Raw genomic sequence first — 17,106 nt, 5'->3', positions numbered from 1 at the left:
CGTTTGCGTCGTCAGCTGAGGAGGCGAAATATACGGAATTCGGGAGCATGCGTCAACCCTATGCCCGCAATAAAATCCACAAAAACGCAGGTCAAAAAGCACAAAACCTACACAAGTAATTGATACAAAAAGATAAACACCAAATAAAACAGACAGAGAAACTTTCACCACACCCACAAATAGCCGAGTTATGAGCTGGCTTGACCGTTTTATCCGTGATCCAGCATGGACACCGGCAACATCGTTTTCAGCCTCACTTGCTCGATCTCGCCATGCTTTTTATGGCTAAGCCACCAGATGCTGCCCTTTTTCACGCTCCAGAACAGCGGCTGTTCGCTCAACAGCATGGCGGCGATACACCCCAGATAAGGCTGATGCCCGACCAGCACGACGGTGCGCGCCCCTTGCGGCCATTTAACGGCGCGCAGCACCTGATCCCACGATGCATCCGGATTGAGCGCAGGCAAAACCTCAAACTGCTTACCCAGATAAGCGGCAGTCTGCTGGGTACGCCGCGCCTCGGAAGCAAGCAGTACATAATCTTTAGGCAAATGCTGACGCAACCAGTACGCCATCTGGCTGGCCTGCTTATGCCCCCGCCGCGTCAGGACACGCGCCAAGTCGTCACTCCCCTCCTCCGCCTCGGCATGGCGCCATAACACCAGATCCATCGCCCTCTCCTTTATTCAAATCTAAACGCTAGTGCATCACATCAGCCAGCTGACCACCAGCGGCACCAATACGGCCGTCAACAAACCGTTCAAGCCCATGGCCAGCCCGGCAAAGGCGCCGGCCGTTTCCGACAGCTGAAACACACGTGCCGTGCCGATACCGTGTGCGGCAAGCCCGGTAGCAAACCCCAACACCATATCATCGCGCCAGCCCAGCCATGTAAAAAGCGGCTTGACCAGCACAGCGCCCAAAATACCGGACACGATAACAAATGTGGCACTGAGCGCCGGTATCCCGCCTATCGCCTCGGACACTCCCATGGCAATCGGGGTCGTAACCGAGCGCGGCAACAAAGATAACACCACATTGTGCGGCAAATCCAAGCCCTGCCCGAGATACAAGGCAGTGAGAATACCCGCCAGCGCCCCCAGGCATAGCGCAATCGCCAAGGGGCCGGCTGCACGCCTGAGTTTGGGTAGATTATGGTATAGCGGCACCGCCAGTGCGACCGTAGCAGGCCCCAGCAACAAGAGGATAAAACGCCCGCCCTCCATATAGCGTTCGTAACTGATACCGGACAACAGCAACAGGGTGATCACGATCAGCGAGCCGACCAGTACCGTATTGGTCAAAGGATGACCATGGCAGCGCTTGTTCAACAAGATGGCCAGCTTGTAAGCCAGCAGGGTGATAAAAATACCGGCCATGGGCGAGGAAGCGATCTTGGCAAGCGTAGTGGCGGCCATCATCATTCGCGCGCCCTTAGCCTGCCCAGCAGGGTTTTCAATACCAGAGCCGACAATAGCAAAGGCACGAGTGTTGACAGCACTAACGCCAGCAGCAAGCGCCAGCCCGACTCCTGCAACAAGGGCCACCATGCCAGCAAGCCCACGCCAGCCGGAATAAACAGCAAAGACATATTGGATAACAAGACCGGCACATGCTGCTGCAGGCCTCGCGGCACCGAGCGGCGCAGCAACAAGGTGATAAACAGCAGCAACATGCCGATAACGGCACCCGGCACCGGCAAACCTAAAGTGTGCGCGATAAACTCACCCAATAGCTGGTAGCCAATCAGCCACAACACCATTTCCAGCATTTTTCCTCCCTCTTGCTTGTACTGGCGCACGACAAGGCTGCGCCACGTTTGGCATAATGCGCACCATGCTTACCGACTTTATGTGGCAGGAACATCCGCCTGCCACCACCCCAGCCATCGCAGCCTGCCTGAGCGAACCCGGTTCGCTGACCGAGCGCCTGCTCGCCAGCGGCCGACGCTTTGATGTTCAAGTATTATTCCAATCAGATAATACTGCACTTGATCAGGAAGCGGTGCTACTAGGAATAGCCCCACACGCTGTGCTCCATGCTCGCCATGTGCTGTTGCTACTGGATGGAATACCGGTCGTGATGGCACGCAGCGTATGCCGCAGCGCCTGCCCGCAGTGGTCTGCACTGCTGGACAGGGGATCCCGCTCTCTGGGGCTCACCCTGTTTGGCGGCTTGCCGCAACTGGTGCGCGGTCCCTTGCGCTTCAATACGCTGCAGCAACCGGATGCATTGCACGCACTGGTACAAGCGCATAGCCAGGCAGAGCAACTGCCGGCACGGCGCTGTCTGTTTACCCTGCATGACGCGCCCTTGCTGGTCAGCGAAATTTTCCTACCCGAACTCGAAAGTCTGGCCTGATGCAAAGCACGCGACTGAGCGAGCGCGCCACCGTTTATCTGCAACTGATGCGTGCCGACAAGCCCATCGGTACCCTGCTCTTGCTCTGGCCTACCTTATGGGGTTTGTGGATAGCCGGCGACGGTCGCCCCGACTGGATGATTGTGGCAATTTTTATCGCCGGCACCTTCCTGATGCGTTCGGCCGGCTGCGTCATCAATGATTACGCCGACCGCCATATAGACGCCCATGTCGAACGCACCCGCCACCGCCCCTTTGCCCGCGGCGCAGTCAGTGAAAAAGAAGCGCTGCTGCTGGCAGGCGCGCTGGCTTTCGCCGCATTTTTGCTGATTCTGCCGCTTAATCTGCTGACGTGGGCGATGAGCCTGCCGGCGCTGTTTCTGGCCGCGACTTATCCGTTTACCAAGCGCTTCTTCCCACTGCCACAAGCCTATCTGGGGCTGGCGTTCTCTTTCGGCATTCCGATGGCTTTTGCCGCGCAAAGCGGCACCGTCCCGCCGGTGGCCTGGCTGATACTGGCTGCCAATATGGCCTGGACCATAGCCTATGACACGGAATATGCGATCGTCGACAAGCCGGATGATCTGAAAATCGGCATCAAGACTTCGGCTATCACCTTTGGCCGCCATGATGTCGCGGCGGTGATGGTATGCCACGCCCTCTTCATACTCTTGCTGCTCCAGCTAGGCCGCATGCTGGACATGGGCCTGCCCTACTTCGCCGCGACCACCCTTGCTGCGCTGCTGGTAAGCCGTCAGTATTTCGCCATCCGCGACCGTGACCGCCAGCGCTGTTTTCAGGCATTTCTGGGCAATAACCGCGTGGGGCTGCTGATCTTTCTCGGCATCGCTGCCGACTATCTGCTGCGCTAAAGCGAAGCAGAAAAAACGCCACCCATCCTTGGGTGGCGTTGAACACATTAACGTACGGCAAACGGCAAGGTGTAACGCCGCCCGTCCAGCAGCAGGGTCATTTGCCAATCCTTGCTGCCGCTGACGCAAACCGGCAGGTGCACATTGGCGCTCCAGTTCTGCCCTTCAGACACAAAGCTGTAACGGTTAAACCCCATATCCATGCTGACCATGCTGAACTCGGCCTTGGGTTCTGCCTTGCCCACACCGCTGATATCGATCACAAAGGGCTGGCCAGCCAAGGGCGGCTGCCGGAACTTCACCATCCCGCCGGAAGGCAAGGCACAACCGGCCAGCACATCACACTGCAAGACCTCAGCCTGCGCCGTCTTCTCCTGCTGCAGATAATGGCGGATCAGGGCAAACTTGATCGCACCCAGGGCAAGTAAAGCCAGCGCCAGTAATAAGAGCTTTTTACGCTTGGCCGTCATCGCATCCCTCCTTGCGTCAACACCACGCCATGCGCGCCATATGTACGCGCCGCATCCAGGTCAAGCACGGCACCGCCCGCATCGGCAAATACCGGCAAAGGAATCGATCCGGCCAGATAAGTGCCCAGCTCGCGCCCGGCTGGCTCCGTATCCGTAGCGGTAAGCGCCACACACACATAATCGAGCGCCAAGGCCCCCGCACGCGCAAGACCCGCCAGCGACGCCACCTCCGCCCCGACCCAAGGAAAATCCGGACGATCAGTCAATGTATCCAGGGCTTGCTGCGACAAATGCACGCCATCGACCGGCAGCCCGGTAAGCCAGGCCGGATCGGCCTTGGCCAGCAGCAAGCCACCGGAGGCATGCACGTCAGGCGCGAGCGCCTGCAGCAAGGCGGCCAACTCGTGCCGCTCAAGTGCCGGCTCATCCACCAGCAGCAAGGCCCGCCCCGGCAAGGCGGCCAGCGTCGCAGCCGTGTCAGTGGGGTTAGAACACGTGCGCACGCAGTAATCCGGCAAGGAGAGGGATTTAAGGATGGGGCCGTTGGCCGGCAGCATGGGGCTCACGGTTTCTTGCCCCGGCATTTGCCAGGCGAAGGCCTGCCCTTCACAGGACTGCGGCTCGCCGTCCCATGCCCAGATACGGAAAAAAGTCAGCTCGACCGAAGCATGTTCGTAATGATGCACCCGGGTCAGCCACGGCGTGGCTTGGGTGACGGTAATGCCCATCTCTTCGCTAAACTCGCGCACCAGCGCATCGAACAGGCTCTCGCCGGGTTCGACCTTGCCACCGGGAAACTCCCAGTAGCCGGCATAAGGTTTGCCGGCCGGGCGCGAGCCCAGCATAAAAGCGCCATCGGCGCGCATCAGCGCACCGGCGACGACGGGAATAATTTTTTTGTTGGAGGAATGCATACGGCTTCTATGGGTGAAAGCCCGCCCAAGGGCGGGCAAGAGACTTACAGCTTGCGTTCCTTGACCGTGCGCCCGGCCCAGTCGCAGGCAAATTGCCAGGCGACGCGTCCCGAGCGGCTGCCGCGCATGCGTGCCCATTGCAGCGCAGCGCGCTCGGCCGGGCCGTCAAACGGCAGACCGAAACTGCCCAGCCACGAGGCGGCGGCGGCCAGATAGGCATCCTGATCAAAAGGATAAAACGACAGCCACAAGCCGAAACGGTCAGACAGCGATACCTTCTCTTCGATCGCCTCGCCCGGGTGAATCTCCCCGTCCGGCGAGCGGCCGTCGCGGTTTTCGCTCATGCGCTCGGGCAAAAGATGGCGGCGGTTGGAGGTGGCATAGATCAGCAAGTTGCTGGCGCGCGGCGCGATGCCGCCATCCAGCGCCGACTTAAGCGCCTTATAGCCATCCTCGCCCTCTTCAAACGACAGATCATCGCAAAACAGGATAAAGCGCTCGGGACGACCGGCCAGACAATCGACAATTTGCGGCAGATCGGCCAGATGGGTTTTCTCGACTTCGATCAGGCGCAAGCCCTTGTCGGCAAACTCGGACAGCAAAGCCTTGACCAGGGACGACTTGCCGGTGCCGCGCGCACCGGTCAACAGCACATTATTAGCCGGTCGCCCCTTGAGAAAATGGCGGGTATTGCGTACCAGCGACTCTTTTTGCGTATCTACGTGCAGCAAGTCGCCCAGACGCATGCCGTGCGGCGTATAAACCGGCTCCAGCCAGGTGGCCAGCCCCTGGCGGCGCCAGCGAAATGCAGGGGCCGTCCAGTCCGGTGAAGGCAGCGCAGGAGGCAGCAAAGGCTCCAGCCGCGCCAGCAAAGACTCGGCACGCTCGAGAAAGGCATTGAGCTTATCCATGTTTCTCCTTTGGTCAGTGACCTTATTGTTAGTTGCCATAAAAAAGGCCGGCGCAAGGGCCGGCCTGATTAACTCAAGAACGCAGACTGATCACCGGCCAGCCATGCGTCTGGGCATGCGCTCGCAGCACATCATCGGGATCGACTGCAACCGGGTGACTGACGATGGACAATAGCGGCAAATCATTGCGCGAATCGCTGTAGAAAAAGCTCTGTTCATAGCTTGCCAGCGTCTGGCCACGCGCCGCCAGCCATTCATTCAAGCGGGTAATCTTGCCCTCTTTAAAGCTGGGCGTGCCCGACGGTTTGCCGCTGTAGCGTCCGTCGGCCTGTTCTTCCAGCTCGACCGCAATCAGCTCCGTGACCCCGAGTTCACGCGCAATCGGCCCGGTAATAAAGCGGTTGGTGGCGGTGACGATCACGATCTGATCGCCATTGGCCTGATGCGCAGCCAACAGTTCGCGCGCCTTGCGCGGAATAATCGGCAGGATATGCCCGTCCATATAGTCGGCGTGCAGTGCATCGAGTTCGGCACGGGAAAAACGGCTCAAGGGTTCCAGCTGGAAATCGAGGAATTCGTAGATATCCAGCGTGCCGGCCTGATACTGCGCATAAAAATAGTCGTTATGGCGCGCATGATGCGTCGCGTCCAGAATGCCGCGCTTGATCAGAAATTTGGGCCACTCGACATCGGAGTCGCCGGCAATCAGGGTGTTGTCCAGATCGAAAAGGGCAAGGTTCATGGTTCTGACCGGGTAGTTTGCAACAGGGTTTTCACCAGCGGCACGGTAATCGGGCGCTGCAGCGCCAGCGAATAACGGTCCAGCGTATCCAGCACCCCCAAAAGGCTGCCCAGATCGCGGCGCCAGTGGGTCAGCAAATAACGGAACACATCATCGGGAATGGACAACTGGCGCTCGGCGGCATGCTGTTTAAGCGCGGCGAGCTTGTCCTGATCGGACAGGGCCTTGACCTGGAACACCAGCCCCCAGCCCAGACGGGTACGCAGATCGTCGCGCACCGGCAAACGCATGGGCGGCAGGCGCCCCGCCATCAATAAACGCCCTTCGCCCGACTCTTTTAAGGAGTTGTAAATGGAAAACAGCGTGATCTGGTCGTCCGGCGCCAGATCATCGACATGATCGACGGCGATAAAGCTCGCCTCTCGGGCAAAATCGGGCAGATGTTCGGCCTTGCCATCCAGATAGATGGATGCGCGGCCGGTACGCTCGGCATGAGCGATCCAGGCTTGCAGCAGATGCGTCTTGCCACAGCCGGGCTCGCCCCACAGGTAAATAAAGCGTTCACCGGCCGTGTCGGTCAGTGCCGAAATGATCTCGCGGTTGCGCTTGGCAAGGAAATTGTCAAAGCCGGGCAAGGGCGTCGGCGTAAGGTCGAGTACGAGTTGGTCCAAAATTGCAATCTGGGCTAAGGCGTTAAGGGCGTTGACGGGGGATTTTACGCTGATAGAAGCGTGTCGTGAAATAGCGCCGTATCAGGGTTCGTCCCAAAACCAACACAATCGCCGCCAAAGGCAGGGCCAGCAGTACCCCGGTAAAGCCCATCAGCTGGCCAAAAGCCATCAAGGCAAAGATCACGGCCATAGGCGACAGACCGATACGCTCCCCCACCAGATAAGGCGTCACCACAAAGCTCTCCAGTGTCTGGCCGGCGGCAAATACGCCCCACACCATCAGCAGGCCGCTCAGGGTATCGTATTGCAACAGCGCCGCCAGCGTGGCCAGCAACAGGCCGACAAAAGCGCCCAGATAGGGAATAAACACCAGCAAACCGGCCACCATGCCGATGGCCAGCCCCGAATCCAGCCCGACCAGCAGCAAGCCGCCGCCATAAAAGCTGGCCATGATCAGCATCACCGACAGCTGGCCGCGCAAAAATTCGCCCAGCACCGTATCCAGCTCTCCCGACACCGAAGCCACATCCGCCGCCCAGCGCCGTGGCACCAGCTCGGCCACCCAGCGGCACATGCGCGGCCAGTCGAGTAAAAAGTAATACAGCAGCAAGGGCAGCAGCACCATATTGGAGACAAAATTAAACAGCACGGCACCGCCATGCGTCAGCTGCGGCAGCAATTGTTCCAGTGCCTTGCGGAAAAATCCCCCCTGGGTTGACAGGGTGTTGCGCCAGCTCTCGGCATTCAGCACGATCTTGATGCCGAAGCGCATATCCAGCCACGGCAGAAAACGGTTCTGGATAAAATCGATAAAGGCCGGCAGCCGGCTCATCAGCGCCTGTCCCTGCTCGATCAGCATCGGCACCACCACCAGCAGTAGCGTCACCAGCACCAGCATGCCACCCAACATCACCAAAGACGAGGCCAGCGCACGCGAGAAACGGTGCCGCACCAGCCAGCCGACCATGGGATCAAGAATGTAGGCGAGAATGGCGGCGACGATAAACGGCGTCAGTACACCGGACAGGCTGGAGACCAGCCAGAACAGCGCCAGCAGCACGGCCAGTGCCGATAACCAGGGGATGAAGGAGTAATGAGAGCGCGTCATCGTCTATTCGGTTAAAATACCCGCGCTTTCGTTCAGCCGAAAGTTCGAAGTAAAACAAACACGTTAGCAGAAAGCGAGTCGATCTTGAATACCACGTCCCTCAGTTACCGCGATGCCGGCGTAGATATTGACGCAGGCGACGCGCTCGTCGAGAACATCAAGCCGTTTGCCAAGCGCACCATGCGCCCCGAAGTATTGGGTGGACTCGGCGGTTTTGGCGCACTGGTGGAAATCTCCAAAAAGTTCAGTGAACCTGTTCTGGTTTCCGGCACCGATGGCGTCGGCACCAAGCTCAAGCTCGCTTTCGACTGGAACCGCCACGACACCGTCGGTATCGACCTGGTCGCCATGAGTGTCAACGACATTCTGGTGCAAGGTGCCGAACCGCTATTCTTCCTCGACTACTTTGCCTGCGGCAAACTGGATGTTGCACAAGCAACCGATGTCATCAAAGGCATTGCCCAGGGCTGCGAACAGGCTGGCTGTGCCTTGATCGGTGGCGAAACCGCCGAGATGCCCGGCATGTACCCGGTCGGCGAATACGATCTGGCCGGCTTTGCCGTCGGCGTGGTAGAAAAGAGCAAAGTCATCACCGGACGCGAGATTGCACCGGGCGATATCGTGCTGGGTCTGGCCTCCAACGGCGTACACTCAAACGGTTACAGCCTGGTACGCAAGATCATCGAACGCGCGGCCCCTGATCTGGATGCCGAATTCGAACACGGCAAGACCCTGCGCGAAGCAGTAATTGCGCCGACCCGCATCTACGTCAAGCCTTTGCTCAAGTTGATGGCCGAATTGCCGGTCAAGGGCATGGCGCACATCACCGGCGGCGGCATTACCGAAAACACGCCGCGCGTGCTGCCGGAAAACTGTGTCGCCAAGATAGATGCCAAGAGCTGGGAGTTGCCCAAACTGTTCCAGTGGCTGCAAGACAAAGGTCAGGTCGATGCGCAGGAAATGTACCGCACCTTCAACTGCGGCATCGGCATGGTAGTTATCGTGGCAGCCGAACATGCAGACGCGGCCTGCGCCTTGCTCGCTGCAGAAGGCGAAACCGTCTACCGCATCGGCAATATTGCCGCGCGTAACGGCGACGAACACCAGACCCAGGTCGGCTAAGCTCTTGACGGCGGGGGCAGTACGCTGCTCCCGCCAGGCATACCATGAAAAATATCGTTATCCTGATTTCCGGCCGCGGCTCCAATATGCAGGCCATTGTCGAGGCCGGCATTCCCGGCGCACACATCGCAGCGGTGATCTCCAACCGCCCCGATGCGGCGGGTCTGGCGTGGGCCGCCACACGCGGCATCCATACCGAAGTGCTGGACCACAAGGCTTTTGCCAGCCGTGAAGCCTTCGATACGGCACTGGCCGAAAGAATCGACAGCTTCGCGCCCGACCTGGTGGTGCTGGCCGGCTTTATGCGCATACTCAGCGCCGGATTTACCCGCCATTACCAGGGGCGGATGCTGAATGTCCACCCTTCGCTACTGCCGGCTTTTACCGGCCTGAATACCCATCAGCGCGCGCTGGACGCCGGCTGCATGCTTGCCGGTTGCACCGTGCACTTTGTCACAGCCGAACTGGATCACGGCCCCATCGTGGCACAAGGCGCCGTCGCCATCTTGCCGGGCGACACGGCACAGACACTGGCACAGCGTACGCTGGCCGTTGAACACCAGCTCTACCCTGCCGCCGTGCACGACTTTGTCAGCGGTCAATTCACGCTATGCGATGAGCGTGTAATCAGGCCGGTAACGGCTCAGCAGCAGGCGGGTAGCCTGCTCTCACCGCAGCCCTAAATCACGATGCGCGCCTTGCGCCCCTTGCTGCTAGCGCTCGCACTGTCGCTGTTTGTCCATTTGCTGCTGCTAGGCCACGAAGCCTGGCAGTTGCCCTTGGCCGTGCCGCAAGAACAGGCTTTGCGCCCGCTCACGGCGACGCTGAAAAAAATGCAGCTCGCTGATAGCGATGCACAGCAGGCACAGGCAAGCGCAGCTAAAACGACGGCGGCACTCGCACCGCGAAAGTCCGCGCCCAAGCCGGCCCACAGCACCACACAGGATGCCAAGCCCGACAATAAAAAGGCAGCGTCCGCACCTGCAGCCCAGCAACTGCAAGCCCTGGTACCGGATGAACCCAGCGCGCCAAAGAAACCGGCAAAACCGGCAAGCCCGGCACAGCCCCGTCTGGCAGAAACGCTGGCGGCGCTGGACAAGCTGAACGCCAGCGCACCCGAGGCCAGCGCACCACAAGCAGCAAAGCAGGAGGCACCCGCCGGCTATATGCAGCCGCAGAACGCCATCACGCGCTTCCCGGATCAGGCGACCCTGTACTATCACGCCTATTACGGTGCAGCCATGGTCGGCGGCGGACAGATTGTCTGGCAACGCACCGGCGCGAACTACCGGATAGAAGCCCGCATCAAGGGGCTGTTTGGCCCGGCACTGCGTTATCTGTCGGAAGGGCGGGTCAGCAAGAAAGGCCTGCGCCCCGACAGCTACCAGGCATTTCGCAACGATACCCTGCGCGAACATGCCCGCTTCGACTACGACGCGCAGCGTCTAGACTATGGCGATAAGGAAGCCAAGAGCACACAGCTGGAAAAAGGCGCACAAGATGTCTTGAGCCTCGCTTTCCAGCTGGCACTGAACGGGGCCGATCTGGGCGATATGCCAACCCAGATCACCACCGGCAAAAAGGTTTACAGCTACCCGCTCAAGGCGGCTGGCGAGACCGACTACGATACCGATGAAGGCAGGATGCGCGTGGCTCTGGTGCGCGCCAGCAAAGACGGCGACGTCAACGAATACTGGCTGGCACCGGATTTTGCCAACCTGCCGGTACGTATCTTGCGTGCAGACCGCGATAAATCGCTGGAACTGCGCGCCTACCAAATCGACATTGATGGCAGCGCCATCTGGAAGCTGCCGCCCAGAAAGATGAGAAAAAATGAAAATTAGCCCGTTGCAGTTCAACCATATCGTTAAAGTGCTGGACCAGATGCTGCGCTTTGAAAGCCCGTCCGACGTGATCCTGTCCAACTGGTTCCGCGAACACCGCCAACTGGGATCGACCGACCGTCACGCCATTGCCGAAGCCTGCTTTACCTGCCTGCGCCGTCTGGAAACCCTGCGCGCCCTGTGTGCGCCGAAAAAGCCCAATTCGCGCAATGTGCTGCTGGCAGCCATGGCCAAACTGTGGGGCACCAACCTGAAAGAATGCGGCGACGGCCTGAAAGAAGACGAAAAAATCTGGCTGGCCGACGTCAAGGGTCGCGCCATGCCTGATGGTCTGGCACAGCGCGCCGAGCTGCCGCAGTGGGTGATAGACCGCATGAGCGATCAGGACGAAGACAGCATCCTTGAACTGGGACGTGGCCTGATGCAAAGCGCACCGCTGGATCTGCGCGTCAACACGCTGAAAGGCCGCCGCGACGAGGTGCTGTCGCGCCTGATCGCCGACGGCTTCGATGCGACGGTGACCCCCTACTCGCCGCTGGGCATCCGCCTCAAGGGCAAGCCGGCCATCAACAAGCACATCCTGTTTATGCAGGGCGTGATCGAAGTACAGGACGAAGGCAGCCAGCTGCTGGGGCTGATTACCGGTGCCCGCCGCAGCGAAATGGTGGTGGATTTCTGCGCCGGCGCCGGCGGCAAGACCATGCTGCTGGGTGCGCAGATGCACAATAGTGGCCGCCTCTATGCTTTTGATGTGTCGGAAAAGCGTTTGTCCAACCTCAAGCCGCGTCTGGCACGCTCCGGTCTGTCCAATGTCCACCCGACCCTGATCGCCCACGAAAACGATACCCGGGTCAAGCGTCTGGCTGGCAAGGCACAGCGCGTACTGGTCGATGCCCCCTGCTCCGGCATGGGCACTTTGCGCCGCAATCCCGACCTCAAGTACCGCCAGAGCCCGGACAGCGTGGCCGAACTCAACGTCAAGCAGGCTTCCATTCTGGCTTCGGCCTCGCGCATGGTGGCCGTGGGCGGGCGTCTGGTCTATGCCACCTGCAGCCTGCTGCCGCAGGAAAACATGGAGATCGTCAATGCCTTCCTCGCCGCGCATCCTGATTTCAGCCTGGTACCGGCCTCTGCCGTGCTGGCTGAAATGAAGATCCCGCTGGACACCGGCGATGTGCTGCAACTGAACCCGGCCATCCACCAGACCGACGGCTTCTTTGCCGCCGTAATGACCCGCAACGCAGCCACAGCTGCCGAGTAAACCCTTAAACGAAGGCCTGTCATGGCGCACTCCTCCACGCCCAGCTTTGCCGTACGCAGCCAGCGCATGTCGCGGCGCATGCGTTTTTTGTTCCTGACCATACGGCTATGGCAAAGGCGCGTGGAGTTGTGGGTTTCCGCCATCCTGATCGGCCTGGTGGCGGTGGTGTTCGGCCAGGGCAGCCATCTGCTGCATGAACTGTTTTTCACCATCTACGACAACTCGCCATGGTGGGCCTTGCTGATCACCCCGCTGGGCTTGGGGCTGTCGGTATATCTGTCGCGCTATGTGCTGATCGGCACCGCCGGTGGCGGCATTCCGCAATGCATCGCGGCACTGGAGCCGGATGCTGGTTTGCTGCGCGAGCGCTTTCTCACCCTCAAGGTGGCGGTGTCCAAGATCTTCCTGACTTTGCTGGGCATCGGTTCGGGCGCGACCTTCGGCTATGAAGGTCCTATCGTGCAGATCGGTGCCGCCATCAAATACCGGCTGGGCAAATCCGGCATCGGTCACTTCGGCTACGGGCGCGGACTGATTCTGGCCGGCAGCGCAGCCAGCGTGGCGGCCGCCTTTAATGCGCCGCTGGCCGGCATCGTATTTGCCATCGAGGAAATGGGCCGCACCTTCGACCAGAAGGCCAGCTCGACCATCTTGCTGTCGGTCATTCTGTCCGGCCTGACGGCCTATGCCTTCCTCGGCAATTACAGCTACTTCGGCACCGCCTCGGCCTCGATGCACTTTCTCAGCGGCTGGATTCCGATTATTGCCACCGGCGTGGTGGGCGGCCTGCTAGGCGGCATCACCGCCAAACTGATTCTGGGTATTTCCTTCTTTCTACCCAACTCCATCGCCAAGGCCAGAGCCTTTTCGCCGGTCCTGTTTGCCATCCTGTGCGGCCTGATCATCGCCGGCATCGGCATCGCCAGCGACGGCATGACCTTCGGTACCGGCTATTTCCGGGCGCGCGATATTATCGAAGGCCATACCGAAGGGCTGGAAGGCTATGGCATCCTCAAGCTGATCACCATGTTGCTCAGCTATCTATCCGGCGCCACCGGCGGCATCTTTGCGCCGGCGCTGGCGGTCGGTGCAGGCTTCGGCCTGAATGTGGCGCAGCTGATGCCGGCCCAGCCGGAGACGGCAGTGGTTTTGCTGGGCATGGTGGCCTACTTTGCCGGCATGACGCGCGCGCCGGTCACCGGCTTTGTGATTGTGATGGAAATGACCGACTCGTCGACCATGCTGATTCCGCTGATGGCCAGCGCCCTGATTGCCGCGGGCATCTCGCGGCTGATCAACCGCCATTCGCTGTATGATGCTCAAGCCAGAATGCTGCTGAAAACAATACGCGCGGCACCGGCCACCAGCCGGAATTGACCAAAGCGGCGTGGATTCATTAAAATAACCCATCAATTCGCTCGGGTATTGAGCAAACAACACCATAAAAAGGACTAGCACCATGTCGATTCAGGACACCATCCGCGAAACAGTTACCAGCAACCCTGTCGTACTGTTCATGAAAGGTTCGCCGACCTTCCCGCAGTGTGGTTTCTCCGCCCGTGCCGTGCAGATCATCAAGGCCTGCGGCATCGCCAAGTTTGCTGCTATCGACGTATTGCAGGATCCTGAAATCCGTCAGGGCATCAAGGAATTCTCCAGCTGGCCGACCATTCCCCAGCTCTATATCAAGGGCGAATTTATTGGCGGTTCCGACATCATGACCGAGCTGTACCAAAACGGTGAGCTGCAAAAAATGCTGGAAGGCGTGGCTGCAGAATAAATCTCTCGCAGTTCATGCCATAGAAACGTAGATTTTCAGGTGTAAATTGCGTTAGAATCGCTCCATTCGACCGGCTGCCCTTGTGCAGCCGGTTTTGCACATCGAAAGCTGTCTTTCTATCCGCCCAAGCGGAGCAGAACGACAGCTTTTTCTCAGGGGCCGATCATGAATATCACCGTCGTCCAGCATCCGCTGGTACAGCACAAGCTGGGTCTATTGCGCGAAGGCGACATCAGCACCATGAAGTTTCGCCAGCTGACCCAGGAACTGGCCCGTCTGCTGGCCTACGAAGCCACCCGCGACTTCGAACTGGAAACCATCCAGATTGACGGCTGGTGCGGCAAGATAGACATCGAACAGATCAAGGGCAAGAAAGTCACCGTCGTTCCCATCCTGCGCGCCGGCATCGGCATGCTGGACGGCGTGCTCGATCTGGTGCCATCGGCCAAGATCAGTGTGGTCGGCCTCGCCCGCAATGAAGAAACGCTGGAGCCGGTGTCCTACTTCGACAAATTCGTCGATAGTCTGGACGAACGCATCGCCATCATCATCGATCCGATGCTGGCTACCGGCGGTTCGATGAATGCCACCATTGAGCTGCTCAAGCGCAAGGGCTGCAAACAGATCAAGGCGGTCGTCATGGTTGCCGCGCCCGAAGGCGTCAAGGCGGTGAACGATGCCCACCCCGATGTGCAGATCTATTCCGCATCGCTGGACAGCCACCTGAACGAGCACGGCTATATCATTCCGGGCCTGGGCGATGCCGGCGACAAAATCTTCGGCACCAAGCACGCATAAACGACAAAAAATCCATCAAACGCCGCCCCGCTGAACCGGGCGGCGTTTTTTTGAAAGCACACACACAAGAAAAGGGGAAAACACGATGTTCCAACATCTCAAACAGGCGGTATCGGGGGCGCAGATTCTGTTCGTCGCCTTCGGTGCGCTGGTACTGGTACCGCTGCTGACCGGACTGAATCCGGCCATGGCCTTGCTCGGCGCCGGCGTCGGCACCTTGATGTTCCAGGTCGTCACCGGCTTCTCGGTGCCCATCTTTCTGGGCTCCAGCTTTGCCTTTATCGGCCCCATCATCTACTCGATGCAGACCTGGGGCATGGGCGCCACCATGTTTGGCCTGTTTTGCGCCGGCTTTATGTACTTCGTCGTCGCTGCCATCGTGCGCTGGCGCGGTATGGAAATGGTCAACCGCCTGCTGCCACCGGTGGTGATTGGTCCGGTCATCATGATCATCGGTCTGTCGGTCGCCGGTGCCGCCTCGAATATGGCCATGGGTCGTGCCGGCGGGCAACAGATCATGCCCTACGACAGCTCGCTGATTCTGGCAGCCATTTCGCTGACCACGACCATCATCGTTTCCATCTTCGCACGCGGCATGTTCCGTCTGGTACCGATTCTGGCCGGTGTCACCGTGGGCTATATCGTCGCCGCCTTTATGGGCATGGTCGACTTCGCCAAGATCGCCAATGCACCATGGTTTGCCATCCCGGAGTTTCATTCGCCTGAAGTGAACTGGGCTGCTGCACTCTTTATGCTGCCGGTAGCCATTGCGCCGGCCATCGAACACATCGGCGGCGTCATGGCCATTGGTGGCGTCACCGGCAAGGACTACACCAAGACACCGGGTCTGCACCGCACGCTGGCCGGCGACGGCCTAGGTGTATGCTTTGCCGGTATGGTCGGCGGCCCGCCGGTCACCACCTATGCCGAAGTGACCGGCGCGGTGATGATCACCCGCAACTTCAACCCGCGCGTAATGACCTGGGCGGCGATCTTCGCCATCTGCATGGCCTTCTTCGGCAAGTTCAATGCCCTGCTGCAATCCATTCCTATGCCGGTAATGGGTGGCATTATGGTGCTGCTGTTCGGTACCATCGCCTCGCTGGGCCTGAAGACCCTGATTGAAGCCAAGGTCGACCTGATGCAGCCGCGCAATCTGGTGATTATCTCGGTGGTGCTGACCGCCGGCATCGGCGCGCTGGAACTGAAAATAGGTTCGTTCAGCCTGGTTGGCGTCGGCCTGTGCTCGGTACTGGCCATCCTGCTCAATCTGGTGCTGCCGGTGCAATCCCCCAGCCATCAAGGCATAGAAGAAGGGCGCGATATCTAAAGCGCGCAGCAAGCCGGGCGTGGCATAGCACATGCGTCACGCCCGGGATTTGCATCTTGTACTCCATCCCTTGCAATCCCCATGCCCTGCCCCGACAATACCCGAGTAAATTAATCGGATATTGATCATGAACGCTGCGCCTGACGAAAATTTCACGCTTGAAACCCTGCTCGCTGTCCGCCACTGGAGCGACAAACTCGTCAGCTTCCGCCTGTCGCGTCCCGCCGGCTTCCGTTTTATTCCCGGCCAGTTTGCCCGGCTGGGTTTGCCGCAAGGCACGGGCAAGCTATGGCGCGCCTACTCCATGGTGTCGGCACCGTGGGATGACTATCTGGAATTTTTTTCCATTCTGGTGCCGGATGGCCAGTTCACTTCGCGCCTGAAAGCAATGCAGGCGGGAGACACTCTGCTCTTGGACAACAAGGCCAATGGTTTTTTTACCGCCGACCGCCTGCCAAATGCTCAACAGTTATGGTTGCTGGCCACCGGTACCGGGCTTGCGCCTTATCTGTCCATTTTGCAGCAGCCTGAGCTATGGCAGCGCTTCGAACATATCGTGCTGGTTCATGGGGTACGCGAAGCCGGCGATCTGGCCTATCAGGCTGAAATTGCCGCCCTGCGCAGCCACCCGCTATGGGCCGGGCACGGCCATAAACTGATCTATCTGCCGGTCGTCACCCGTCATGCGCCGGCGGGCATGCTGGACGCCCGCATCCCCGCCTTGATCGATGATGGCCGTCTGGCCGCTGCCGCCGGGCTCAGGCCAAGCCCGGAACATAGCCGCTTTATGGTGTGCGGCAACCCGCAGATGGTAGCCAGTACCTTCGCAGCCCTGGTCAAGCAAGGCTATAGCCTGTCACGCCTGAAATCCCCGGGGCAGATCGTGCTGGAAAATGGCTGGTAAAGCCGAAAGAGGCCATGA

20 protein-coding genes are annotated in these 17,106 nt (G+C 59.5%); 11 read left to right on the top strand and 9 right to left on the bottom strand.

Annotated elements, in window-relative coordinates:
* Positions 1-209 precede the first annotated feature (209 nt).
* The 3 genes from GQF02_RS12415 to GQF02_RS12405 are packed head-to-tail and all read right to left on the bottom strand — an operon-like array spanning position 210 to position 1,801.
* Positions 210-671: a SixA phosphatase family protein gene (locus tag GQF02_RS12415; RefSeq protein WP_160797544.1), complete on the bottom strand. Its 462-nt coding sequence runs from the start codon at positions 669-671 to the stop codon at positions 210-212.
* A 36-nt stretch (positions 672-707) separates the two neighbouring features.
* Complete coding sequence (locus GQF02_RS12410; protein WP_235930177.1) at positions 708-1,424, bottom strand: LrgB family protein; 717 nt, start codon at positions 1,422-1,424, stop codon at positions 708-710.
* Complete coding sequence (locus GQF02_RS12405; protein ID WP_328698619.1) at positions 1,421-1,801, bottom strand: CidA/LrgA family protein; 381 nt, start codon at positions 1,799-1,801, stop codon at positions 1,421-1,423. Before GQF02_RS12405 ends, GQF02_RS12410 begins: the two co-directional genes overlap by 4 nt.
* A 35-nt stretch (positions 1,802-1,836) precedes the next feature.
* Between GQF02_RS12405 and GQF02_RS12400 the strand changes: the two genes are divergently transcribed.
* Both GQF02_RS12400 and ubiA read left to right on the top strand, forming a co-directional pair.
* Positions 1,837-2,361, top strand: coding sequence for a chorismate--pyruvate lyase family protein (locus GQF02_RS12400; RefSeq protein ID WP_235930176.1), 525 nt, complete (start codon positions 1,837-1,839; stop codon positions 2,359-2,361).
* Positions 2,361-3,233, top strand: a complete 873-nt coding sequence (ubiA, locus tag GQF02_RS12395; protein WP_160797540.1) for a 4-hydroxybenzoate octaprenyltransferase — start codon at positions 2,361-2,363, stop codon at positions 3,231-3,233. The genes GQF02_RS12400 and ubiA overlap by 1 nt, the downstream gene beginning before the upstream one ends.
* A 47-nt stretch (positions 3,234-3,280) precedes the next feature.
* On the opposite strand, the gene GQF02_RS12390 is transcribed toward ubiA, so the two are convergent.
* The 6 genes from GQF02_RS12390 to GQF02_RS12365 form a co-directional block, all read right to left on the bottom strand.
* A complete protein-coding gene (locus tag GQF02_RS12390) occupies positions 3,281-3,703 on the bottom strand; it encodes a hypothetical protein (RefSeq protein WP_124735473.1) in 423 nt (140 codons plus the stop codon).
* Entirely contained in the window at positions 3,700-4,617 is a 918-nt protein-coding gene (locus GQF02_RS12385; RefSeq protein WP_160797538.1) for a Nudix family hydrolase, read from the bottom strand. The genes GQF02_RS12390 and GQF02_RS12385 overlap by 4 nt, the downstream gene beginning before the upstream one ends.
* Positions 4,618-4,661: 44 nt before the next feature.
* Positions 4,662-5,528, bottom strand: a complete 867-nt coding sequence (locus GQF02_RS12380; protein WP_124735471.1) for an ATP-binding protein — start codon at positions 5,526-5,528, stop codon at positions 4,662-4,664.
* Positions 5,529-5,601: 73 nt separating this feature from the next.
* The gene (locus GQF02_RS12375; protein WP_124735470.1) at positions 5,602-6,270 is read right to left on the bottom strand and encodes a histidinol-phosphatase; all 669 of its coding nucleotides are present in this window, start codon (positions 6,268-6,270) and stop codon (positions 5,602-5,604) included.
* Positions 6,267-6,941, bottom strand: coding sequence for a DnaA regulatory inactivator Hda (gene hda, locus GQF02_RS12370; protein WP_124735469.1), 675 nt, complete (start codon positions 6,939-6,941; stop codon positions 6,267-6,269). Before hda ends, GQF02_RS12375 begins: the two co-directional genes overlap by 4 nt.
* A 22-nt stretch (positions 6,942-6,963) precedes the next feature.
* On the bottom strand, positions 6,964-8,049 hold the full coding sequence (locus tag GQF02_RS12365; protein WP_124735468.1) for an AI-2E family transporter: 1,086 nt from the start codon (positions 8,047-8,049) through the stop codon (positions 6,964-6,966).
* 84 nt (positions 8,050-8,133) lie between these two features.
* On the opposite strand from GQF02_RS12365, the gene purM reads away from it, so the two are divergent.
* From purM to GQF02_RS12320, 9 genes are all read left to right on the top strand, one after another.
* Positions 8,134-9,171 (top strand): phosphoribosylformylglycinamidine cyclo-ligase, encoded by a 1,038-nt coding sequence (gene purM / locus GQF02_RS12360; protein WP_124735467.1) that lies wholly within the window; start codon positions 8,134-8,136, stop codon positions 9,169-9,171.
* Between the two features lie 44 nt (positions 9,172-9,215).
* The gene (gene purN, locus GQF02_RS12355) at positions 9,216-9,854 is read left to right on the top strand and encodes a phosphoribosylglycinamide formyltransferase (RefSeq protein WP_160797536.1); all 639 of its coding nucleotides are present in this window, start codon (positions 9,216-9,218) and stop codon (positions 9,852-9,854) included.
* Between the two features lie 6 nt (positions 9,855-9,860).
* Positions 9,861-11,015, top strand: a complete 1,155-nt coding sequence (locus GQF02_RS12350) for a DUF3108 domain-containing protein (RefSeq protein ID WP_160797534.1) — start codon at positions 9,861-9,863, stop codon at positions 11,013-11,015.
* Complete coding sequence (locus GQF02_RS12345; protein ID WP_328698620.1) at positions 11,011-12,276, top strand: RsmB/NOP family class I SAM-dependent RNA methyltransferase; 1,266 nt, start codon at positions 11,011-11,013, stop codon at positions 12,274-12,276. Before GQF02_RS12350 ends, GQF02_RS12345 begins: the two co-directional genes overlap by 5 nt.
* 21 nt (positions 12,277-12,297) lie before the next feature.
* Positions 12,298-13,653, top strand: a complete 1,356-nt coding sequence (locus tag GQF02_RS12340; protein WP_160797530.1) for a chloride channel protein — start codon at positions 12,298-12,300, stop codon at positions 13,651-13,653.
* 82 nt (positions 13,654-13,735) lie between these two features.
* Entirely contained in the window at positions 13,736-14,056 is a 321-nt protein-coding gene (gene grxD / locus GQF02_RS12335; protein ID WP_124735462.1) for a Grx4 family monothiol glutaredoxin, read from the top strand.
* A gap of 165 nt (positions 14,057-14,221) precedes the next feature.
* Complete coding sequence (gene upp / locus GQF02_RS12330; RefSeq protein ID WP_124735461.1) at positions 14,222-14,854, top strand: uracil phosphoribosyltransferase; 633 nt, start codon at positions 14,222-14,224, stop codon at positions 14,852-14,854.
* An 85-nt stretch (positions 14,855-14,939) separates the two neighbouring features.
* On the top strand, positions 14,940-16,184 hold the full coding sequence (locus GQF02_RS12325) for a uracil-xanthine permease family protein (RefSeq protein ID WP_160797528.1): 1,245 nt from the start codon (positions 14,940-14,942) through the stop codon (positions 16,182-16,184).
* Positions 16,185-16,311: 127 nt separating this feature from the next.
* A complete protein-coding gene (locus GQF02_RS12320; RefSeq protein WP_160797526.1) occupies positions 16,312-17,088 on the top strand; it encodes a ferredoxin--NADP reductase in 777 nt (258 codons plus the stop codon).
* Positions 17,089-17,106 lie beyond the last annotated feature (18 nt).

The sequence above is a fragment of the Craterilacuibacter sinensis genome (assembly GCF_009831765.1).
GTDB lineage: Bacteria > Pseudomonadota > Gammaproteobacteria > Burkholderiales > Chromobacteriaceae > Craterilacuibacter > Craterilacuibacter sinensis.
Note: the sequence above shows the minus strand (reverse complement) of the source record. Positions and strands in the feature narration are given on the sequence as shown.

Bases quoted from the DNA above. Each gene is read 5' to 3' on its own strand.
- GQF02_RS12415 (WP_160797544.1), bottom strand. From the start codon at position 671: ATGGATCTGGTGTTATGGCGCCATGCCGAGGCGGAGGAGGGGAGTGAC.
- GQF02_RS12410 (WP_235930177.1), bottom strand. From the start codon at position 1,424: ATGATGATGGCCGCCACTACGCTTGCCAAGATCGCTTCCTCGCCCATG.
- GQF02_RS12400 (WP_235930176.1), top strand. From the start codon at position 1,837: ATGCTTACCGACTTTATGTGGCAGGAACATCCGCCTGCCACCACCCCA.
- ubiA (WP_160797540.1), top strand. From the start codon at position 2,361: ATGCAAAGCACGCGACTGAGCGAGCGCGCCACCGTTTATCTGCAACTG.
- GQF02_RS12390 (WP_124735473.1), bottom strand. From the start codon at position 3,703: ATGACGGCCAAGCGTAAAAAGCTCTTATTACTGGCGCTGGCTTTACTT.
- GQF02_RS12385 (WP_160797538.1), bottom strand. From the start codon at position 4,617: ATGCATTCCTCCAACAAAAAAATTATTCCCGTCGTCGCCGGTGCGCTG.
- GQF02_RS12380 (WP_124735471.1), bottom strand. From the start codon at position 5,528: ATGGATAAGCTCAATGCCTTTCTCGAGCGTGCCGAGTCTTTGCTGGCG.
- GQF02_RS12375 (WP_124735470.1), bottom strand. From the start codon at position 6,270: ATGAACCTTGCCCTTTTCGATCTGGACAACACCCTGATTGCCGGCGAC.
- GQF02_RS12365 (WP_124735468.1), bottom strand. From the start codon at position 8,049: ATGACGCGCTCTCATTACTCCTTCATCCCCTGGTTATCGGCACTGGCC.
- purN (WP_160797536.1), top strand. From the start codon at position 9,216: ATGAAAAATATCGTTATCCTGATTTCCGGCCGCGGCTCCAATATGCAG.
- GQF02_RS12350 (WP_160797534.1), top strand. From the start codon at position 9,861: ATGCGCGCCTTGCGCCCCTTGCTGCTAGCGCTCGCACTGTCGCTGTTT.
- GQF02_RS12340 (WP_160797530.1), top strand. From the start codon at position 12,298: ATGGCGCACTCCTCCACGCCCAGCTTTGCCGTACGCAGCCAGCGCATG.
- grxD (WP_124735462.1), top strand. From the start codon at position 13,736: ATGTCGATTCAGGACACCATCCGCGAAACAGTTACCAGCAACCCTGTC.
- upp (WP_124735461.1), top strand. From the start codon at position 14,222: ATGAATATCACCGTCGTCCAGCATCCGCTGGTACAGCACAAGCTGGGT.
- GQF02_RS12325 (WP_160797528.1), top strand. From the start codon at position 14,940: ATGTTCCAACATCTCAAACAGGCGGTATCGGGGGCGCAGATTCTGTTC.
- GQF02_RS12320 (WP_160797526.1), top strand. From the start codon at position 16,312: ATGAACGCTGCGCCTGACGAAAATTTCACGCTTGAAACCCTGCTCGCT.